19 protein-coding genes are annotated in these 18,225 nt (G+C 73.7%); 14 read left to right on the top strand and 5 right to left on the bottom strand.

Going from position 1 to position 18,225, the window contains the following annotated elements:
- Positions 1–81: 81 nt before the first annotated feature.
- Positions 82–1,023: a nucleotidyltransferase domain-containing protein gene (locus ABEA81_RS13630; RefSeq protein ID WP_345605391.1), complete on the top strand. Its 942-nt coding sequence runs from the start codon at positions 82–84 to the stop codon at positions 1,021–1,023.
- Here ABEA81_RS13630 and ABEA81_RS13625 read toward each other — a convergent pair.
- Complete coding sequence (locus ABEA81_RS13625) at positions 1,005–2,456, bottom strand: aminotransferase-like domain-containing protein (RefSeq protein WP_345605390.1); 1,452 nt, start codon at positions 2,454–2,456, stop codon at positions 1,005–1,007. The genes ABEA81_RS13630 and ABEA81_RS13625 overlap by 19 nt on opposite strands.
- On the opposite strand from ABEA81_RS13625, the gene ABEA81_RS13620 reads away from it, so the two are divergent.
- Positions 2,455–3,390 carry a DMT family transporter gene (locus ABEA81_RS13620; protein WP_345605388.1) on the top strand — a complete coding sequence of 312 codons (936 nt, stop codon included), beginning with the start codon at positions 2,455–2,457 and terminating at the stop codon, positions 3,388–3,390. The two genes, ABEA81_RS13625 and ABEA81_RS13620, sit on opposite strands and share 2 nt — an antisense overlap.
- 46 nt (positions 3,391–3,436) lie before the next feature.
- On the opposite strand, the gene ABEA81_RS13615 is transcribed toward ABEA81_RS13620, so the two are convergent.
- Together ABEA81_RS13615 and ABEA81_RS13610 are read right to left on the bottom strand one after the other, a co-directional pair.
- Positions 3,437–4,585, bottom strand: coding sequence for a Gfo/Idh/MocA family protein (locus ABEA81_RS13615; protein ID WP_345605387.1), 1,149 nt, complete (start codon positions 4,583–4,585; stop codon positions 3,437–3,439).
- A 116-nt stretch (positions 4,586–4,701) separates the two neighbouring features.
- A complete protein-coding gene (locus ABEA81_RS13610) occupies positions 4,702–5,316 on the bottom strand; it encodes a TetR/AcrR family transcriptional regulator (RefSeq protein WP_345605386.1) in 615 nt (204 codons plus the stop codon).
- A gap of 95 nt (positions 5,317–5,411) precedes the next feature.
- On the opposite strand from ABEA81_RS13610, the gene ABEA81_RS13605 reads away from it, so the two are divergent.
- The 5 genes from ABEA81_RS13605 (at position 5,412) to ABEA81_RS13585 (ending at position 9,044) form a co-directional block, all read left to right on the top strand.
- Entirely contained in the window at positions 5,412–6,164 is a 753-nt protein-coding gene (locus ABEA81_RS13605) for an MFS transporter (protein ID WP_345605384.1), read from the top strand.
- Entirely contained in the window at positions 6,059–6,613 is a 555-nt protein-coding gene (locus tag ABEA81_RS13600) for an MFS transporter (protein WP_345605383.1), read from the top strand. The genes ABEA81_RS13605 and ABEA81_RS13600 overlap by 106 nt, the downstream gene beginning before the upstream one ends.
- The gene (locus ABEA81_RS13595; RefSeq protein ID WP_345605382.1) at positions 6,610–7,536 is read left to right on the top strand and encodes an MBL fold metallo-hydrolase; all 927 of its coding nucleotides are present in this window, start codon (positions 6,610–6,612) and stop codon (positions 7,534–7,536) included. The genes ABEA81_RS13600 and ABEA81_RS13595 overlap by 4 nt, the downstream gene beginning before the upstream one ends.
- Complete coding sequence (locus ABEA81_RS13590) at positions 7,536–8,453, top strand: fumarylacetoacetate hydrolase family protein (RefSeq protein WP_345605381.1); 918 nt, start codon at positions 7,536–7,538, stop codon at positions 8,451–8,453. Before ABEA81_RS13595 ends, ABEA81_RS13590 begins: the two co-directional genes overlap by 1 nt.
- 81 nt (positions 8,454–8,534) lie before the next feature.
- A complete protein-coding gene (locus ABEA81_RS13585; RefSeq protein WP_345605380.1) occupies positions 8,535–9,044 on the top strand; it encodes a DUF5134 domain-containing protein in 510 nt (169 codons plus the stop codon).
- Positions 9,045–9,049: 5 nt separating this feature from the next.
- Here the strand turns inward: ABEA81_RS13585 and ABEA81_RS13580 are convergent, their stop codons facing one another.
- Entirely contained in the window at positions 9,050–9,745 is a 696-nt protein-coding gene (locus tag ABEA81_RS13580; RefSeq protein WP_345605379.1) for a GntR family transcriptional regulator, read from the bottom strand.
- A 139-nt stretch (positions 9,746–9,884) separates the two neighbouring features.
- Here ABEA81_RS13580 and ABEA81_RS13575 point away from each other — a divergent pair, with 139 nt between their 5' ends.
- Genes ABEA81_RS13575 through ABEA81_RS13545 form a run of 7 tightly spaced genes read left to right on the top strand, consistent with a single transcriptional unit; the run spans position 9,885 to position 17,526 of the window.
- Complete coding sequence (locus ABEA81_RS13575) at positions 9,885–10,646, top strand: RraA family protein (protein WP_345605378.1); 762 nt, start codon at positions 9,885–9,887, stop codon at positions 10,644–10,646.
- A gap of 15 nt (positions 10,647–10,661) precedes the next feature.
- Positions 10,662–11,507: an NAD(P)-dependent oxidoreductase gene (locus ABEA81_RS13570; protein WP_345605377.1), complete on the top strand. Its 846-nt coding sequence runs from the start codon at positions 10,662–10,664 to the stop codon at positions 11,505–11,507.
- Positions 11,504–12,460, top strand: coding sequence for a carbohydrate ABC transporter permease (locus ABEA81_RS13565; RefSeq protein ID WP_345605376.1), 957 nt, complete (start codon positions 11,504–11,506; stop codon positions 12,458–12,460). The genes ABEA81_RS13570 and ABEA81_RS13565 overlap by 4 nt, the downstream gene beginning before the upstream one ends.
- Complete coding sequence (locus tag ABEA81_RS13560; protein ID WP_345605375.1) at positions 12,457–13,311, top strand: carbohydrate ABC transporter permease; 855 nt, start codon at positions 12,457–12,459, stop codon at positions 13,309–13,311. The genes ABEA81_RS13565 and ABEA81_RS13560 overlap by 4 nt, the downstream gene beginning before the upstream one ends.
- Before the next feature lie 30 nt (positions 13,312–13,341).
- Positions 13,342–14,670 (top strand): ABC transporter substrate-binding protein, encoded by a 1,329-nt coding sequence (locus ABEA81_RS13555; RefSeq protein ID WP_345605374.1) that lies wholly within the window; start codon positions 13,342–13,344, stop codon positions 14,668–14,670.
- A 13-nt stretch (positions 14,671–14,683) separates the two neighbouring features.
- Positions 14,684–16,693, top strand: a complete 2,010-nt coding sequence (locus ABEA81_RS13550; protein ID WP_345605373.1) for an enoyl-CoA hydratase — start codon at positions 14,684–14,686, stop codon at positions 16,691–16,693.
- Positions 16,690–17,526, top strand: a complete 837-nt coding sequence (locus ABEA81_RS13545) for an amidohydrolase family protein (RefSeq protein ID WP_345605372.1) — start codon at positions 16,690–16,692, stop codon at positions 17,524–17,526. Before ABEA81_RS13550 ends, ABEA81_RS13545 begins: the two co-directional genes overlap by 4 nt.
- 293 nt (positions 17,527–17,819) lie before the next feature.
- On the opposite strand, the gene ABEA81_RS13540 is transcribed toward ABEA81_RS13545, so the two are convergent.
- Positions 17,820–18,225: hypothetical protein (locus ABEA81_RS13540; protein WP_345605371.1), on the bottom strand; the 406-nt coding region annotated here is incomplete at its 5' end.

The following is an 18,225-nucleotide window of genomic DNA, read 5'->3' as shown; positions in this document are numbered from 1 at the left end:
AGTTCCTGGCCCACATCGATCGAGGGCGCGAGTTCGTGGGCCGGTTCATCAGGCTGTCGGACCTCGTGGCGGATGTGGTGGGTGGCACCCCAGAACGTCGCGAGTATCGCGGTCGCCCGCAGGCTCGGCATGCATCGCGACGGCGCGCTCCGGGAGCGGTACCTGCATCGCGGCACCCGATACGACGCCGAGGTGTGGTCACTGTTCGCACCCGAATGGCTCGACGAGCAGGGGGGTGACCGGGTGTTCACCGAGGGGACGCGTGGTCGGCTGCAGGAGACCCTGCTCGACAGGGCGCGCCGCGACGGACGGATCGCCGCTGCCGCGCTGGTCGGCTCGACCGCATCCGGCCGCCAGGACCGGTGGTCGGACATCGACCTCGCCCTGCGGGTCGGCGCGAACGTCGATCGGGACGCGGTCGTCGCGGACCGGACCGATCTCATGCGCCGCGAGCACTCCGCGGTCGACCACCTCGACGTCATCCGCGCGGACACGCTCTACCGCGTCTTCCTGCGCGCCGACACGCTGCAGGTCGACATCTCCTTCTGGCCCTTCGACCGGTTCCGGCCGACCGGACCCCGTTTCGTGCTGGTGTTCGGCGAGGCACTGGACGGCGATGTCGCGCCGCCCGCACCGGCGACGCGGCTCGTCGGATGGACCTGGCTCCACGCGCTGCACGCGCGCCCGGCGATCGGTCCAGGGCGGATCTGGCAGGCCGAGCACATGATCGGTGGCATGCGGGAGCACGTCATCGCACTGGCCTGCCTGCGGCACGACCTGGCGACCGTCCAGGGCCGCGGCGTCGACGACCTCCCGCGGGCGGTGACGGCCCCCCTCGCCGCGACCCTGGTCCGGTCGCCCGACCCCGCGGAGGTGCACCGGGCATTCGCGGCGACGTGCGCGCTGCTCGTCGACGAGGTCGCCCTCGTCGACGAGGCGGTGGCGGCGAGGGTCGGTCCGGTGCTGGAGGAGCTGGTTGGCAGCGCCGCACCCGACGCGACACGTCATCCACGCGGTTCCTGAACCCGGGGCGCGGACCGGTCCGCCGGGGCCTGCCGGGCGAGCGCGCGCCCGATCACGCGGGCCCCGTCGGGGAACCGTTCGGGGTCGGGGCCGGTGTAGTTGAGCCGGACGAAGGGGCCGGACGGCTCGGCGGGGAACCACTCGGTGCCTGGCGCGATCAGCACGCCGTCGGTCTCGCAGTCGCGGGTGAGCCGGTCCACGTCGGTGCCGTCGGGCAGGCGGGCCCACAGGTGCAGGCCACCGCGGGGCACGTGGTCGAGCTGGGCGTCCGGGACGTGCTCGGCGAGGCTGTCGACCAGCAGGTCGCGGCGCGCCCGCAGCTGCTGGCCGAGGTGGCGCAGGTGGGTGCGCCATCCGGGGTGCGTGACGACGTCGAGCGCGGCGGCCTGGAGGAGATCGCTGACGTACATCGACTCGGCGCCGCGGTCGGCGAGGATGCGGTCCCGGACCGGGCCACGGGCGATCACCCCAGCCACCCGCACCGCCGGTGACACGCTCTTGGTCAGGGAGCGCACGTAGATCACGTGTCCCGCCTCGTCGTGCGCGGCGAGGGGGCGGGCGGCGCCGTCGATGCCGAAGTCGTGCGCCCAGTCGTCCTCGACGAGGAACGCGCCGCGGGCACGGACGATGTCGAGCACCCGCTCCGCCCGCTCCCGCGACCACTGCGCGCCCGTCGGGTTGGCGTAGTTGGGCTGGGCGTAGAGCAGGCGGGCCCCGGTCTCCTCGAACGCGCGCGCGAGCTCGTCCGGGTCGGGGCCGTCCGGCCCGCTGGGCACGGGGACGGCGCGCACGCCCGCCTGCGCCGCGGCGAGGATGGCGCCCCAGTACGTCGGGGACTCCAGGAGCACCGGGCGGCCGAAGCCCACGATCGCCCGGAAGATCGAGCTCAGCCCGCTCTGGCTGCCCGGCACGATCAGCACGTCGCGCGCGGCCGGCGGGGTGCCGCCGGCCGGGGTCGCCTCGGCGAGCTCCGTGGCGAACCAGGCCCGCAGCTCCGGCGAGCCGGCCGCGTCCGAGCGCACGAGCGCGGCGGTGCTCCGTGCCGCCCGGGTGAGCGCCGTGCGCACCAGGCGCTCGGGGAGGAGCGTGCGGTCGGGGTAGCCGGCGTGCAGGCCGATCGCGTCGGGGGCCGCGCTGCGCAGGGGCGTCGACAGCGTCGGGATGCGCGCCCGCGGTGCCCCGAGCGCGCCGGTCTGCCAGCCGTAGTCGAGCGCGCGGGCGGTCCGCACCGCACGGACGAACGTGCCGACGCCGGGGCGGCTCTCGACGAGCCCGAGCGCGCCGAGCGTCCGCATCGCCTTCTGGACCGTCACCGGACTCGCCCCGTACCGCGCCATCAGCGCCCGGTTGGACGGCATCTGCGCGCCCGGGGGTGCCTGCGCGATCCACGTGCGGAGCCCGGCCACGATCCGCGCACTGCTATCGTCGGACATGTCAGTAGACAGTAGCGCTACTCGCCGCGGCGCCGCGTCGTTATCGTCCGGGCTCTGGTGGGGCCTGCTGGGCGTGGCGTCCTTCTCCCTGACCGTGCCCTTCACCCGCGTCGCCGTCGGGGGGCTGTCGCCGCTGCTCATCGGCTCGGGCCGCGCGGTCGGCGCCGCAGTGCTCGCCGGCGCCGCGCTCGTCCTGACCCGGCAGCGCCCGCCCACGGGCGGTCAGTGGGTGCGGCTGGCCGTGGTGGCCGGCGGCATCGTCGCCGGCTTCCCGCTGCTGACCTCGTACGCGCTGACGACGGTGCCGGCCGCTCACGGCGCAGTGGTGATCGCGCTCCTGCCCGTCGCGACCGCGGTCGTGGCCGTTCTGCGGGAGCGGGAGCGCCTTCCCCGGTCGTTCTGGGTCATGGCGGTGATCGGCGCCCTCGCCGCGCTGGGGTTCGCGTCCCTGCAGGGCGGCGGGTTCGGCCGGCTCGACCCGGCGGACCTGCTGCTGTTCGGCGCCGTCGTCGCGGCCGCGATCGGCTACGCGGAGGGCGGCCTGCTCGCCCGGGAGCTCGGCTCGTGGCAGACCGTCTCGTGGGCGCTCGTGCTGGCCGCGCCGCTGATGATCGCCCTGGCCGCCGCGTCGGTCGTCCGGCAGCCGCCCGACGCGACGCCGGTCGAGTGGGCCGCGTTCGCCTACCTCGCGGCGGTGAGCATGTTCCTCGGCTTCTTCGCCTGGTACCGCGGCCTGGCCATCGGTCCCATGGCGCAGGTCAGCCAGGTGCAGCTGGTGCAGCCCGTGCTCACGATCGCCTGGGCGGCGCTCCTCCTGGGCGAGGAGCTGACCTGGCCGACCGTGCTCGGCGGCATCGCCGTGATCGTCTGCGCCGGCATCGCCGTGCGGATCCGCCTCGACCGGACCGCGGGGTCAGGAAAGCCACGATCCTGAACCTGGCGGCCGGGAACGTGGCTTTCCTGACCTCCCAGGCGCCCGCTCAGGCCGCTCCCGGCCAGGGCACCGGCAGCTCGGAGAACAGCGCGAGCTCCTCGGCGCACTGCCGTCCGAGCTCGTCGGCGCCCTTCACGACCGGCCGGCCACCCGTCCCGGTGACGGCGCTCGGCGGGAGCGGGCGGGCCGGCCCGTCGCGCCGCACGGCCTCCACCAGGTGCATGAACGGCGCGCACGCGGCGAGCGGCGCGAGCAGCGGTACGGCCGGGTCGGCCAGGTGCTCCACCATGTTGTCCAGCAGGACGGTGCGGCCGGGCGGCGCGGTGACCTCCGTGCCGTCGGCGGTGCGGCCGGTCAGGGTGTCGGTGGTGTACTCCAGCTCCAGCCGGCCCCGCTCCCCGTGCACGACGATGAGCGGCGGCCGCTGCTCGGCGGCGCACAGCGTCACCGCCACGACGATCGGCAGGCCCTCCGCGGTGAGCCGGGCCGCCGCGGTGTCGTCGCTCTCGGGCGAGGCGACGCGGTAGCGCTCCAGCTCGACGGCGACGTCGGCGTCGTCGGGCACCCCCGCCACCCGCAGCGCCGACGCCGTGGCGTGCGCGAACGGGTTGGTGAGTGCGCCGTCGGTGACCGGCACGCCGTCCAGCTCCATCCGGCCCGCCCAGGCCGCGCGCGTGAAGTAGGCGCGTTCCCGCACCCACGCGCCGTGCACCCCGATCCCGCGAACCCGCCCGACGGCGCCGTCGGCGACGAGCCGGGCCGCGTGCGCGAGGGCGTGCGAGCCGAACGACTGGAAGCCGACCTGGCACACGCGCCCGGCGGCGGCGATCTCGGCGGACAGGACCCGGAACTGTTCCATCGACGCCGTCGGCGGCTTCTCCACGAACAGGTGCGACCCCACCGCGAGCGCGAGCCGGGCCAGCGGCAGGTGAGTGTGGATCGGGGTGGAGACGATCGTGACGTCCGGGCGTACCCGCTCCAGCAGCGCGGCCGCGTCGGCGAGCACCGGGACGTCGGCGCCGCCGGGCAGCGCCCGCAGCCGCTCGAGGGCCTGCGGCTCGGGCGGCCGCGGGTCCGCGAGCCCCGCCACCCGCACCGCACCGGTGGCGGCGAGGCGCATCAGCCCGTCGAGGTGCACGCGCCCGTAGCCGTGCACGCCGAGCAACGCGACGCGTGGACGTCCGTCGATGGTCACCGATCCTCCCGAGGAAAGCGGTTGCCACCCTACGACGCCCGCTCACACACCAACCTGTGCGCTCGCACACCAACTGCAGTTCGTGTGCGAGCGCCGATGTTCGTGTGCGACGGCCCTCAGCCGTGCCGCCACCCCGCCGTGATGAACCCCCGCAGCAGTTCGACGTTGGACGCAGGCGGGGGAGTGTCGGTGAGGCTGCCCATGCGGTCGTCGAAGGCGCTCTGGGTGAGCGCGCCCACCGCGAAGAGGTAGCTCCACTCGTAGAACCCGGGCGGCTTGCCGGGCAGGGCGATCCGCAGCGCGTCGATGAACCTCCGGGCCATGGGGTCGAACAGCTCGCGGATCACCGGCCGCCGCATGCTCGACGGGTCGGCGGCCTCGCGCAGGACGAGCCGCCGGTACGCGGCCCCCTCCTCGGCGAGCGCCACCACCGGGTCCATGAACGCGGCGACGATGCGGTCCAGCGCGTCGGGCGCCGACAGGTCCTCGATCGACTCCAGCAGCCGCAGCCGTTCCTCGTTGACGTGCTGGCGGCGGGCGAAGACGGCCGTGTAGAGCGCGATCTTCGACTCGAAGTGGTAGCCGATCAGCGAGAGCTTGACGCCGGCCGCGGCGGCGATCTGCCGCAGGGTGGTGCCGTGGTACCCGGACTCGGCGAACACGCGCTCGGCGGCGTCGAGGATCCGTTCCCGGCGGGCGATCGGGGCCTCGACGACGGCTGCCTGGGGCATCCACCCACCGTACTGGACGGGCGTTCAGTACGGTGTTGACCGGACTGACTGGACGTCCGTACAGTCCGGCGCGCCGGTTTCGAAGGGGAGACGCGATGCGGATGCGGTGGGTGGTGCTGGGCGGGTGCTTCCTCGCCTACATGTTCGATGCGATGGAGATCATCCTGCTGTCGCTGGCGCTGCCTGCGATCCGGGAGGACCTCGGGCTCGGCGCGGGGCAGGCCGGCCTGCTCGCCACGGCGACGCTGCTCGGGATCGGGCTGTCGAGCGTGCTGGCCGGGTACGTCTCGGACAACTTCGGGCGCAAGAGGGCGCTGATCGCGTCCCTGACCGTGTTCGGCGTCTTCACCGCGGCTCTCGCGGTCGTCCCGAACTTCGAGCTGTTCCTGCTGATGCGGTTCGTCGCGGGGTTCGGCCTCGGCGGGGTGTGGGGCGTGGTGGCGGCGTACGTGGTGGAGACGTGGCCGAGCGAGTCCCGCGGGCGCGCGGCGGCGTTCGTGCTGAGCAGCTTCCCGATCGGCGGCGTCGTCGCGGCGCTGCTGTCGGGGCTCTTCCTGCCGGACTGGCGGCTGATGTTCCTGGTCGCGGGGGCCGGGGTCGTGCTCCCGCTGCTGGTCGTGGTCCCGTTCTTCCCGGAGTCGACGGCCTGGACGCGCGCGCGGGCGGCGGACGCGGGCGGCCGCGTGTCCGTCACCGAGATTTCGCCTCCGGCGTGCGCAGGCGTACGGTCGTTGCCACGCTGGTGGCCGGCCTCGCGCTCACCGGCTGGTGGGGCGGCTCCACCTGGCTGCCGACGTACCTGGCCACCGAGCGCGGCATCCCGGCGGGGACGGTGGCGGTCTTCATGACGGTGCTGAACCTCGGCATGTTCGTGGGCTACAACGTGTTCGGCCTGATCGCCGACCGGATCGGCCGCCGCTCCGCGATCATCGTCTCGCTGCTCGGCGTGGCCGTGACGCTCCCGCTGTACGCGCTCACCAGCAACCAGACCGCGCTGCTGTGGTTCGGGCCGCTGTTCGCGTTCTTCGCTGCGTTCACCGGGCTCTTCGGCTCGTACATCGGCGAGCTGTTCCCGACCCGCATTCGCACGACGGGTGCCGGGTTCTGCTTCAACGTCGGCCGCGGCGTCTCGGCGTTCGCGCCGTTCGGGCTGGCCGCGCTCGCGACGGTCACCGGCCTGTCCGGCGGGCTGCTCGTCTGCGCGGTGTTCTTCGCGGCCGCCGGCCTGCTGACGTTCCTGCTACCCCGCACCGACCGGCAGCCCGAGCCGGCGCCGACCCTGGAGAGGACCGCATGACCACGACGATGCCCCCGCCCGAGCTCACCGAGCTGGCGCCCGGCGTCTTCGCCTACGTCCAGCCGGACGGCAGCTGGATGATCAACAACACCGGCGCGGTGGCCGGGGAGACCGGGCACCTGCTCGTCGACACCACGTCCACCGAGGCGCGCAACCGGGCCCTGCTCGGGGCCGTCGCGACCGTCTGCCCCGGGTCGCCACGGGCGCTGGTCAACACCCACCACCACGGCGACCACACCTACGGCAACTGGCTCGTGCCGCCGCAGACCCCGGTCATCGGGCACGTGCACTGCCGGGAGGACGTGCTCGCCGCGGGGCTCGTCGCCGCGCAGGTGCTCGCCGGGCCCGACTACGGCCGGTTGGAGATCCGGCCGCCGGACGTCACGTTCACCGGTGCCATGACCCTGCACCTGGGGGAGCGGGCGGTGGAGCTGATCCACGTCGGGCCGGCCCACACGCGCAGCGACGTGATCGTCTGGCTGCCCGAGGAACGCGTGCTCTTCGCCGGTGACCTCGCGTTCGCAGGCGGCCAGCCGTTCCTCGTCGAGGGCAGCCTCGCGGGCTACCCGCCCGCGCTGGCACGGATCCGCGCGCTGGAGCCCGACGTCCTCGTGCCCGGGCACGGGCCGGTGTGCCGCGGCGACGAGATCCCGGCGCTGCTCGGCGACCTCGCCGAGTACGCCGCGTTCGTCGACGCCGTGGCCCGCGAGCACCACGCGGCCGGGCGCACGCCCATGGAGGCGGCCACCGCGGAGAAGGACAACCGGTTCGCGTCCTGGCAGGAGAGCGAGCGGCTCGTCGGCAACCTGCACCGCGCGTACAACGAGCTCGACGGGCACCCGCTCGGCACCCGGATCCCGCTCGACGCCGTGTGGCCGGACATGGTCGCGTTCCACGGCGGTCCGATCGGGTGCTTCGCCTGATGCGCTGGGTCACCTACCGCGCCGCCGACGGGACCGAACGCCCCGGGCTGCTGCAGGACGGACGCGTGCACGGGCTGGACGGAACGCTGCTCGGGCTGATCGAGTCGGGGCTCGCGGCCGCGGCCGAGCGGGCCGCGGCGGACCCGGTCGAGGTGGTCGGCCTCGCCGACGTGCGGCTGTGCGCGCCGATCCCGCGGCCGCCGTCGGTGCGCGACTTCCTGTCGTTCGAGGAGCACCTGCGCAACGCCGTGCGCGCGCTCGGCCGCAGCGCACCGCCGCCCGTGTGGTTCGAGCAGCCGGTCTTCTACTTCTCCAACCCGGCCGCGATCCTGGGGCCCGACGAGGAGGTCCCGATCTCGCCCGGGTGCGAGGCGTTCGACTACGAGGTGGAGGTGGCCGCCGTCGTCGGCCGGGCCGGTAGCGACCTCACACCGGCCGAGGCCGAGGAGCACATCGCCGGTTACACCATCTTCTGCGACTGGTCGGCACGGGACGTGCAGCAGCGCGAGTCGACGGTCGGGCTCGGCCCGGCCAAGGGCAAGGACGGCGCCACCAGCATCGGCCCCGTCCTCGTCACGCCGGACGAGCTGGAGCCCCACCGCGACGGCAAGGGTTACCGGCTCGCGATGCGGGGGTCGGTGAACGGCCGCGACCTCGGCGGCGGCAGCTGGGCCGACATCCACTGGTCGTTCGGCCAGATGCTCGCCTACGCCTCCCGCGGCACGCGCCTGCAGCCCGGCGACGTGATCGGCAGCGGCACGGTCGGCACCGGGTGCCTGCTGGAGCTCTCCGGCCTGCACGGGTCGGAGCGCTACCCGTGGCTGCAGCCCGGCGACGTCGTCACGATCGAGGTCGAGCAGCTGGGCGCGCTGTCCGGGCGGATCGTCCCCGGCCCCCGCGCGCTGCCGTTGTCCTGACGAGCGATTGACGCAACCAGGTGGCTGCTATACATTGAGAGGCAACTACCTGGTTGCTATTCGTCGGGGGTGAACACCGCCATGACGACTCCGCCCCTGGCGCTGGTGTCGGCGTTCACGGTGATCTTCGCGATCACCGGCGTGCGCTCGCTGGTCCGGCTGTTGGTGCCGGTCGACGGGGGCGACCGGACGGCCGAGCTGTCGCACCTGCTGATGAGCATCGCGATGGCCGGGATGGCGTGGGGATGGCCTGCCGGGCCGGACACGCCGGGCGGCGTCGCGCAGCTCGTGGTGTTCGGGGTGCTCGCGGTCGTGTTCGTCGTGCGGGTGGTCGATCCGGCCGAGCCGCCCTCGGCCGGCAACGCGTTCCACCTGCTCGCGCTCGGGGCGATGGTCTGGATGGTCCTCTCGATGCCCGCCTCGCACGGGCACGACGGTCACGCGGCTCCCGCGGTGACGCAGCTGATCACCATCGCCTTCGTCGTGGTGCTCTGCGCGACGCCGTTCGCCCGGGTGCTCAGGGCGTCGGGGAGCGCCGGCCACGTCCTGATGAGCGGCGGCATGGCCGCGATGCTCCTGGCGATGCTGTGAGCGGGTCAGTCCTCCCCGTCCCGGCGCTCCGCGAAGCTGCGCTCCCCGTGCACCGCCAGCTCGGCCAGCACGGCCGCGGGGTCACCCGCCTCGATGAGCTCCAGCAGGTAGCGGTGCCGGGCGACGTGCTCGACGAGGCTCTCGTAGTAGCGCTCGCGGGTGTCCAGGTTGCGGGACATGCAGAGCAGCATCTGCTGCTGCACGGAGCGGTAGATCTCCGACAGCCTCCGGTGCCCGGCGAGCGCGACGATCGAGGCGTGGAACGCGTAGCCGTTCTCGACGAGTGAGCCGCGGTCCTCGTCGCGGGCGTTGCGCTCCATCCGTTCGAGCGCCGCGTGGCAGGCGGCCAACCGGCTGCGCTCCTGCACCGGCACGCCCAGCTCGACGGCCATCTTCTCCAGGCCGGTGCGCAGGGTGAGGATCTCGAAGACGTCCTGGTCGGTGAGGGTGGCGACGGTGGAGCCGTAGCGGGGGCGCGTGACGACCAGCCCGTCGTTCTGCAGCAGCCGCAGCGCCTCCCGCAGGGGAGGGCGGCTGATCCCGAGGTGCTCGGTGAGCCGCTCCTCGATCAGCCGCTCACCGGGCGCGAAGGCCCCGGAGAGGATCATCTTCCGGATCGACTCCGCGGCCAGCGCCACCAGGCTCGGCGGGTCGATCCGCTCGCCGGACCCGATCTGATCGGCCGCGTCGACGCCGGTCATGTCGCCCTCCCACTGCTCCTGTCGTCACCAGCATCCCGCACCCGCTGGACGGGGCCGCGGGGATCCGGTGTCTTGCGCACGTCTTTTGACTGTTGTAGACAATAGCCGACTTGGACGAGGACTACTCGAAAGGCGCCCCATGACGATCGCGCAGGACCGGTCGGCCCCGGCGAAGGCCGACCCGGAGAACCTCGGCTCGCTCTACCGGCACCTGCGGGTCGCCGACGTCGCCGACGCCCTCGACGGCATCGGCTACTTCGACCTCACGCTCATGTCGCGCGAGGTCCGGCCGCTCTGGGAGGGCATCCGGTTCTGGGGGCCCGCGGCGACGATCCGCTGCGTCCCGGCCAACAAGCCGATGTGGAAGCTCGACACCACCGAGGAGATCGTCGGGGCGCACGGCATCTGGTTCGGCCGGTACGGGCACAAGCGCCTGCCCGACGACCTGGAGCCGGGGCACGTCGTGGTCACCGACTCCGGCGGTGGTCGCGAGGTGGGCTTCTGGGGTTCGGAGAACTCCATGGGCGCGGTCGTCAAGGGGGCCAACGGTGTCATCACCGACGGGTACTGCCGCGACACCGACGAGCTGATCCGCCAGCGGACCCCGATCTGCACCCGCCACCGCGGACGCCCGATCATCCCGGGCCGCATCGAGGTGGTCGAGGTCCAGACGACGATCGCGTGCGGCGGCGTGCAGGTGCGGCCCGGCGACATCGTCGGCGCCGACGGCGACGGCTGCATCGTCGTGCCCGTGGAGGTCGCGCACGAGGTGGCGACGCACGCGCGCGCGGTACTGCTCGCCGACATGAACGCCCGGCGCAAGCACTACGCCGCCCTCGGCCTCCCCACCGACAGCACGGTCGACATCGAGGCCGTCGAGGCCTACTACGCCGGCGTCTGAGCCGCAGGAGCAACCATGGCAGTGCCGCCGACCTCCGTTGGCCTCGCGGGCCTCGGGAACCTGGGCCGCCCGCTGGCCACCACCCTCGTGCGCGCGGGGTGGGACCTCGCCGTGCACGACGTGGTGCCCGGGCGCGCCGAACCCGTCGTCGCGCTCGGTGCGACGGCGGTGCCGGACGCGGCCGCGCTCGCCGATCGGGACGTGCTGGTGCTCGCCGTCCCCGACGACGCCGCGGTCGAGCAGGTGCTCGACGCCTACCTCGCCGTAGAGCGACCGGGCCGGGCCGTCGTCGTGCACAGCACGGTGCTCCCGCAGACGGCGACCCGCCTGGCCGGGGTTGCGGCGGGCCACGGCGTGGACCTGCTCGACGCCCCGGTCAGCGGGGGTGCCGAGCGTGCGGGTGACGGCACCCTCACGGTGATGGTGGGCGGTGCGGAGGCCGCGCTGGAGCGGCTGCGCCCGCTGCTGGACACGATCGGCGACCCGGTGCTGCACGTCGGCCCGGTCGGCGCGGGGGCGGCGGCCAAGCTCGCGAACCAGCTCACGATGTTCGCGAACCTCGCGGGCGTCTACGAGGCGATCGACTTCGCGGCGGCGCACGGCGTCGCGACCGACGCGCTGCTCACCGCGCTGGAGACGAGCCTCGGCGACTCCTGGATCGCCCGGAACCTCGGCTTCTGGGACCGCACGGCCGCCGCCTACGACGAGAGCGGCACGCCGGTCCGCGACCGGCCGTGGAGCAAGGACCTCGCCGAGGTGGTGCAGGCGGCCCGGGCCGCGGCCGTCCCGGTGCCGCTGGCCGGCTGGCTCGCCCAGACCCTCGCCGCGCGGGTCGAGGCCCGCCGGGAGCCGGCCCGATGACCGCCGGGACCGCGGCCCCCGTCGCACCCCCGGCGGCACCGGCCCCGTCGCCTGCGCGCGGGCCGAGCCGCCGCACCCGGGAGGCGCTCGCGGCCTACGGCTTCCTTGCGCCGTGGATCGCCGGGATGCTGCTGCTGACCATCGGCCCGATGATCTACTCGCTCTACCTGTCGTTCACCCGCTACAACCTGATGACGCCGGCGCAGTGGGTGGGCTTCGACAACTACGTGCGCATGTTCACCGCCGACCCGCGCTACCTCGCGTCCGTGGGCGTCACGCTGCGGTACGTCGCGATCTCGGTGCCGCTGCTGCTCGTGGTGTCGCTCGCGGTGGCGATGCTGCTGAACAAGGCGATCGCGTTCCTGCCCGGCTACCGGGCCGCGTTCTACCTGCCCTCGCTGATCGCCTCGAGCGTGGCGATCGCGGTGCTGTGGCGGCAGGTCTTCGGCCAGGACGGCATCGTCAACAAGGTGCTCGCGCTCGTCGGGATCGAGGGCGGGAGCTGGATCGGCAACCCCGGCACCGCGCTGTCGACGCTGGTGGTGCTGCACGTCTGGGCGTTCGGTTCCACGATGATCATCTTCCTGGCCGGGCTGCGTCAGGTGCCGAAGGAGTACTACGAGGCCGCCGCGGTGGACGGGGCGGGCGCGGTGCGCCGGTTCGTGCACGTCACGCTGCCGATGCTGACACCGTTGATCTTCTTCAACCTGTTGCTGTCGACGGTGAACGCGTTCCAGGCGTTCACGCCGGCGTACGTGATCTCCGGCGGGGAGGGCGGCCCGCTCGACTCCACCCTCTTCTACACCCTCTACCTCTACCAGCGCGGCTTCGCGAACCTCGAGATGGGCTACGCGTCGGCGATGGCCTGGACGCTGGTGGTCGTGCTCGCGCTCTTCACCGCGGGCCTGTTCGCCACCGCCCGCTTCTGGGTCCACTACGGAGACGAGAGATGATCTTCGGGCGACGCCGGTCGCGCAACCCCCTCGTGATCGCGCTGGCGCGGCACGCGCTGCTGGTGGCGGTGCTGGTCGTGCTCCTCTACCCGCTGCTGTGGATGGTGGGCGCGTCGTTCCGGCCGAGCAACGAGGCGTTCGGGACGTTGTCGATCTGGCCGGAGCACATCACGACGCAGAACTACGTCGACGGCTGGAGCCTCGGGAACCTCAACTTCTCCCGGTTCTTCCTGAACTCGCTGGCGATCACGCTGCTCGCGGTGGTCGGGAACGTGGTGGCCTGCTCGATGGCGGCCTACGCGTTCGCGCGGCTGACGTTCCCCTTCAAGAGGACGATGTTCGCGCTGATGCTCGGCACGATGCTGCTGCCCTACCACGTCACGCTGGTGCCGCAGTACGTGCTGTTCAACGAGCTGGCGTGGATCAACACGATCCTGCCGCTCGTGGTGCCGAAGTTCCTGGCCACCGACGCGTTCTTCATCTTCCTGATGGTCCAGTTCATCCGGACCCTGCCCCAGGAGCTGGACGACGCCGCGCGCATCGACGGGTGCGGGCACGTCGGGATCTTCCGCCGCGTGATCCTGCCGCTGTCGATCCCGGCGCTCGGCACCACGGCGCTGTTCACGTTCATCTCCACGTGGAACGACTTCCTGGGGCCGCTGCTCTACCTCGTCCGCCCGGAGACGTGGACGGTCGCGCAGGGCCTCAACGGCTTCCTCGACGCCACCGGCGAGTCGGCGTACGGGCCGCTCTTCGCCATGGCGACGCTCTCGCTCGCCCCGATCGTGGGGTTCTTCCTGGCCGCGCAGCGACTGCTCGTCGAGGGCATCGCGACGAGCGGGCTGAAGTAGCAGGGCCCACTCGAAGAGAAGGGAACGCAGTTGTTCAGACGCTCGCTCGCGGCCGGGGCGCTCGCGCTCGGCCTGCTGGCCACCGGGTGCGCAGGCGGCACCTCGATCGGCGCCAACCCGAACGAGGGCGCCGACGGCACCGGTGACGTCACCGGGAACATCCGGGTCTCGTGGTGGGGCTCCGGGCCGCGCAACGAGGCCACCAACGCGGTGATCGACCTGTTCAAGGCCGCGCACCCGGGGACGGCCGTGGAGGGTGAGTCGGCCGACTTCCAGGCCTACATGGAGCGGCTGAACGTGCAGGCCTCCAGCGCGAACATGCCCTGCGTCACCCAGCTGCAGGGCCGCCAGCTCAACGACTACACCACGAAGAACGCGCTGCTCGACCTGCAGCCGATGATCGACGCCGGGACGATCGACGTCTCGCAGATCCCACCCGAGGTCCTCGACACCGGCCGCGGCCTCGACGGCAAGCTCTACATGATCCCCTACGGCGCGGCCTACGACGCGCTGACCGTGAACCGCACGCTCGCCGAACGGTCCGGGGCCGGCCTGCCCGCCGACGGCTACGACTGGGACGCGTTCGCCGACTGGCTCCAGCGCGCGCAGCCCGGCCTGCCCGACGGCATCAAGGCCGTGGGCCTCGGGGGAGGGCTCCCCAACAACTTCATCGCCTACACGGCGGGCCGCGGTGCCTCGCTGTTCGCCGACCGCCAGCTGGGGTTCAGCGAGGACCTGCTCGTCGAGTACTGGGACATGTGGGAGCGGATCCGCGGCGCGGGCGTCACCACCACCCCCGAGGCGGACGGCGAGGAGCCGGACCAGACCGAGCAGCGCTACGTCGCACAGGGCAAGGTGCTGGCCGACAACCTGCCGGGCAACGCGCTCACGCCCGCGCAGAAGACGCTCGACGGCACGCAGCCCGGCCAGCAGCTGGTGACGCTCCCGCTGCCGGCCGGCCCGTCCGGCTCCGGGAACGTGCTCTTCACCTCGGGCTTCTCGATCCCGACCAGCTGCGACAACATCCCGACCGCGGCCGCGTTCATCGACTTCTGGATGACCGACGACGGCGCGGCCAAGGCGTTCCTGTCGTCGAACGGCGCCGTCACCAACACCCGGCACCTGCAGCAGCAGCTCGACGATCCGAACCTCCCGGCCACCAAGCGCGCCGAGCTGCAGCTGTACCAGAAGATCGTGGCGCAGAATCCGGTGAGCGTCCTCTACCCGCCCGGGTACCAGGCGAGCTTCGAGGGCGCGTTCGTCCGGGCGTACGAGAGCGTGGTGTTCGGGGGAACGCCGACGCGCGACGCGGCGCGGGCGTTCATGACCGAGGTCAACGCCGCGCTCGCCAGCAGCTGAGGGAGGACCAGGTATGGCGACCCACGAGGGCGCACTCGCCGGCATGACCGTGCTCGACCTGACCCAGGTGATGGCCGGACCGTTCTGCACGATGATCCTGGCGGATCTCGGGGCCGACGTCGTGAAGGTGGAGAACCCGGAGTCGGGGGACCAGACGCGGTCGTCGTTCGCGCACCCCGGCGCGTTCCGCGCGCTCAACCGCAACAAGCGCAGCGTCACCCTCGACCTGAAGTCCGACGCGGGCCGCGCGACGTTCCACGAGCTGGCGCGCTCGGCCGACGTCGTGGTCGAGAACTGGCGGCCGGGTGTCGCGGCGAAGCTCGGGGTCGACTACGAGACGCTCCGGCCGCTCAACCCGGGCCTGATCTACGCGAGCGTGTCCGGGTTCGGGCAGACCGGCCCGTACGCCGACCGCCCCGGCTACGACCTGATCGCGCAGGCGATGGCCGGCGTCATGAGCGTCACCGGGGAGCCGGGGGACCGGCCGGTGAAGTCGGGCATCCCGCTGGCCGACCTGGGGGCAGGCCTGTTCACCGCCGTCGGGGTCCTCGCCGCGTGGGCGTCCCGGCAGCGCACCGGGCAGGGCCAGTACGTCGAGACCTCCCTGTTCGAGGCGGCGGTGGCGCTGTCGGTGTGGGAGTCGACGGAGTTCTGGGCCACCGGGAAGGCACCGCAGGCCCTCGGCTCCGCCCACCGGATGTCCGCGCCGTACCAGGCGCTCGCCACCCGCGACGGGTTCGTCACGGTCGGGGCCAACAACGAGCGGCTCTGGCAGCGGCTGTGCCGGGCCCTCGACGCGCCGGAGCTGGCCGACGACCCCCGGTTCGCGCGCAACGACGACCGGATGGCCCACCGCGCGGAGCTGGTGGTCGAGCTGGAGCGCCGCCTCGCCGCCGACGACACCGCCGCCTGGGTGCAGCGGCTGCTCGCCGCGGGCGTCCCGGCCGGGCCGATCCAGGACTACCAGCAGGTCTTGGAGGAGGACCCGCACGTCAAGGCGCGCGGGATGGTGACCACGGTGGAGGACCCGGCCGACGGACCGGTCCCGGTGCTGGCCTCGCCGCTGCACCTGTCCGGCACCCCGGCCGCGGTCCGCCGCCCGCCGCCGCTGCTGGGCGAGCACACCGAGGAGGTCCTCGCCGCCGCGGCGTCGCAGCAAGGTGGCCTTCCTCCGGCTCAACCGGAGCAAAGCCACCTTGCTGCGGGACGGAGCGGCGAGCGCGGCACGACCGCGGCCGCGGTGCCGCGGGGGAGCGTGCACAGCAGGCGCGACGGGCCCGTCCTGCACGTCGAGCTGGCCAACCCGGCCCGGCGCAACGCGCTGACCTGGGAGATGTACGACGAGCTGCAGAAGCTCTGCGTCGCGGCGCGCACCGATCCCGACCTGCGGGTGGTGGTGCTGCGCGGGGCGGGCGAGGCGTTCGCGGCCGGCACGGACATCGCCCAGTTCACCGAGTTCTCCCGCGCCGCCGACGGCCTCGACTACGAGCGCCGCGTCGGCGCCGTCATCGAGGACCTGCTCGCCGTGCCGGTGCCCGTGCTGGGTGTCGTCGACGGGCCTGCGGTCGGCGGTGGGCTGGCGCTCGCCGCGTGCTGCGACGTCCTGGTGGCCACCGACCGCGCCGTGTTCGGTGCGCCCATCGCGCGGACGCTGGGCAACATCCTCGCCCCGGCGGCCGTGGCCCGGTTGCAGCGCCGCCTCGGCGTCTCCCGGACGATGGGAATGCTGCTCACCGCCCGCACGATCGACGCCCACGAGGCCGCGGCCGCCGGGTTCGTGCACACCGTCGTGCCGCCCGCGGAGCTGGACGCGGCGGCCGCGACGGTCACCGAGCGGATCGCCGCCGGGGCGCCCCGCACCCTGGCCGGGCTGAAGGAGATCGACCGGCGGCTCGCCGCGGCGGACGGCTCGGGCGACGTGGACGCCGACGACGTCCTCGCCGACTGCTACGGCAGCGCCGACTTCCGCGAGGGCGTGGCCGCGTTCGTCGCCCACCGGGCACCGCGCTGGAGCGGCTCGTGAGCGTCGTCGACACGCACCACCACTTCTGGCGGACGGCCCTGCAGGAGCAGCCGTGGCGCGATCCGGCGCACACGGAGCTCGCCGCGGACTTCGAACCCGCCGACCTCGCGCCGTTGGTGGAGGCGGCGGGCGTCGAGGCCACCGTGCTCGTCGAGTCGGTCGACACGCCCGACGAGAACGACCGGCTCGCGGCGTACGCGGCCGCGTTTCCGCAGGTGGCGGGGGTGGTCGGCTGGCTGCCGCTCGCCGACCCCGCCATGGCCCGCGCCGAGCTCGCCCGCGCCGACCGGGCCCGCTGGTGCGGCGTGCGCTGCCTGGTGGCCCGGGAGCCGCTCGACTGGCTCGACCCCGGCCTGATGGCGACCCTGGCCGCCGCGGACCTCGCGTGGGACGTCGTCCCGGTGACCGACGCGCAGGTCGAGGCGGTGGTCGCGCTCGCGCGGCGGCTGCCCGAGCTGCGCGTCGTCGTCGACCACCTGGCCCGCCCGCCCCTTGAGACCGGGGACCTCGATCCCTGGGTCGCCCGGCTCGCCGCCCTCGCCGCCTGCCCGAACGTGGCGATGAAGGTGTCGATCGGCGTCGACCTGCTCACCGCATGGGACCGGTGGGACCCGGCCGCGATCGCACCCGCCGTCGCGCACGCGGTGGCGGCCTTCGGCCCGCAGCGGCTGATGCTGGCCAGCAACTGGCCCGTCGTGACCGTGCGCGCCGACTACGGCACGGCCGTGCGCGACCTCGACGCCGCCGTGGCCGCCGCGGGCGTCGACGACGCGGGGCTGGCCGAGGTGCGCGGCGGCACGGCGACCCGCTGGTACCGCCTGCCCCGCAGGTAGCCGACGGCTCGCGCTACCTGCGTCGCCTCGCGCGCCCCGCGTTCGCTCGCGCTACCCGTCGACGGGGCGCCTCGACGGATACGGGGTGCGTGGGCGGGGAAGGGGTGCGTCGGCGCGGGGGCGGTGCTGGGCGCGGCGAGGGGTGCCTCGCTGGGCGGGTGCCCGCGCTACCGGCTTCGCTTCGTGCACCTCGTGTCGGCTCGCGCTACCCGTCGACGGGGGGCTTCGGGGGCGAAGGGGTGCGTCAGCGGCGAGGGGGCGCGTCGCTGGCGCGCACCCCGTGCCGCCTCGCGCTACCGGTCGACGGGGAGCGTGGGCGACGAAGGGCTGCGGCGCAGCAGGAGCCAGGCGCCGGTCAGGCCGGCGACGGCTGCCGCGGCGATCGTCGTCGCGGCGACGCCGGCGAGCGCGGCCGCCGTGCCGGCCGCGAGCGGGGCCACTGCGAGGCCGCCGGTGTAGGCCAGGTTGTAGAGCGCGTACGCCGCGCCGTATGCGGGCGGCTGGATGTGCTCGGCGAGGGCGCCGATCAGCACGAGCGTGGGCGCGAGCACGAGCTGCGCCCCGACCCCGATCACGAGCACCCCGGCGATCGACGCCCCCGCCACCGGCAGGCCGCACAGCACGAACCCGGCGGCCGCCACCAGCGTGCCCCGCGCGGCCACGCGGGCGGCTCCGGGGCGGGCGGTCACGATCCCGGCG

It is taken from the genome of Pseudonocardia adelaidensis (assembly GCF_039543345.1).
Taxonomy (GTDB): Bacteria; Actinomycetota; Actinomycetes; order Mycobacteriales; family Pseudonocardiaceae; genus Pseudonocardia; species Pseudonocardia adelaidensis.
The sequence above is the reverse complement of the archived record's forward strand: the minus strand, read 5'-3'. Positions and strand labels throughout refer to the sequence as shown.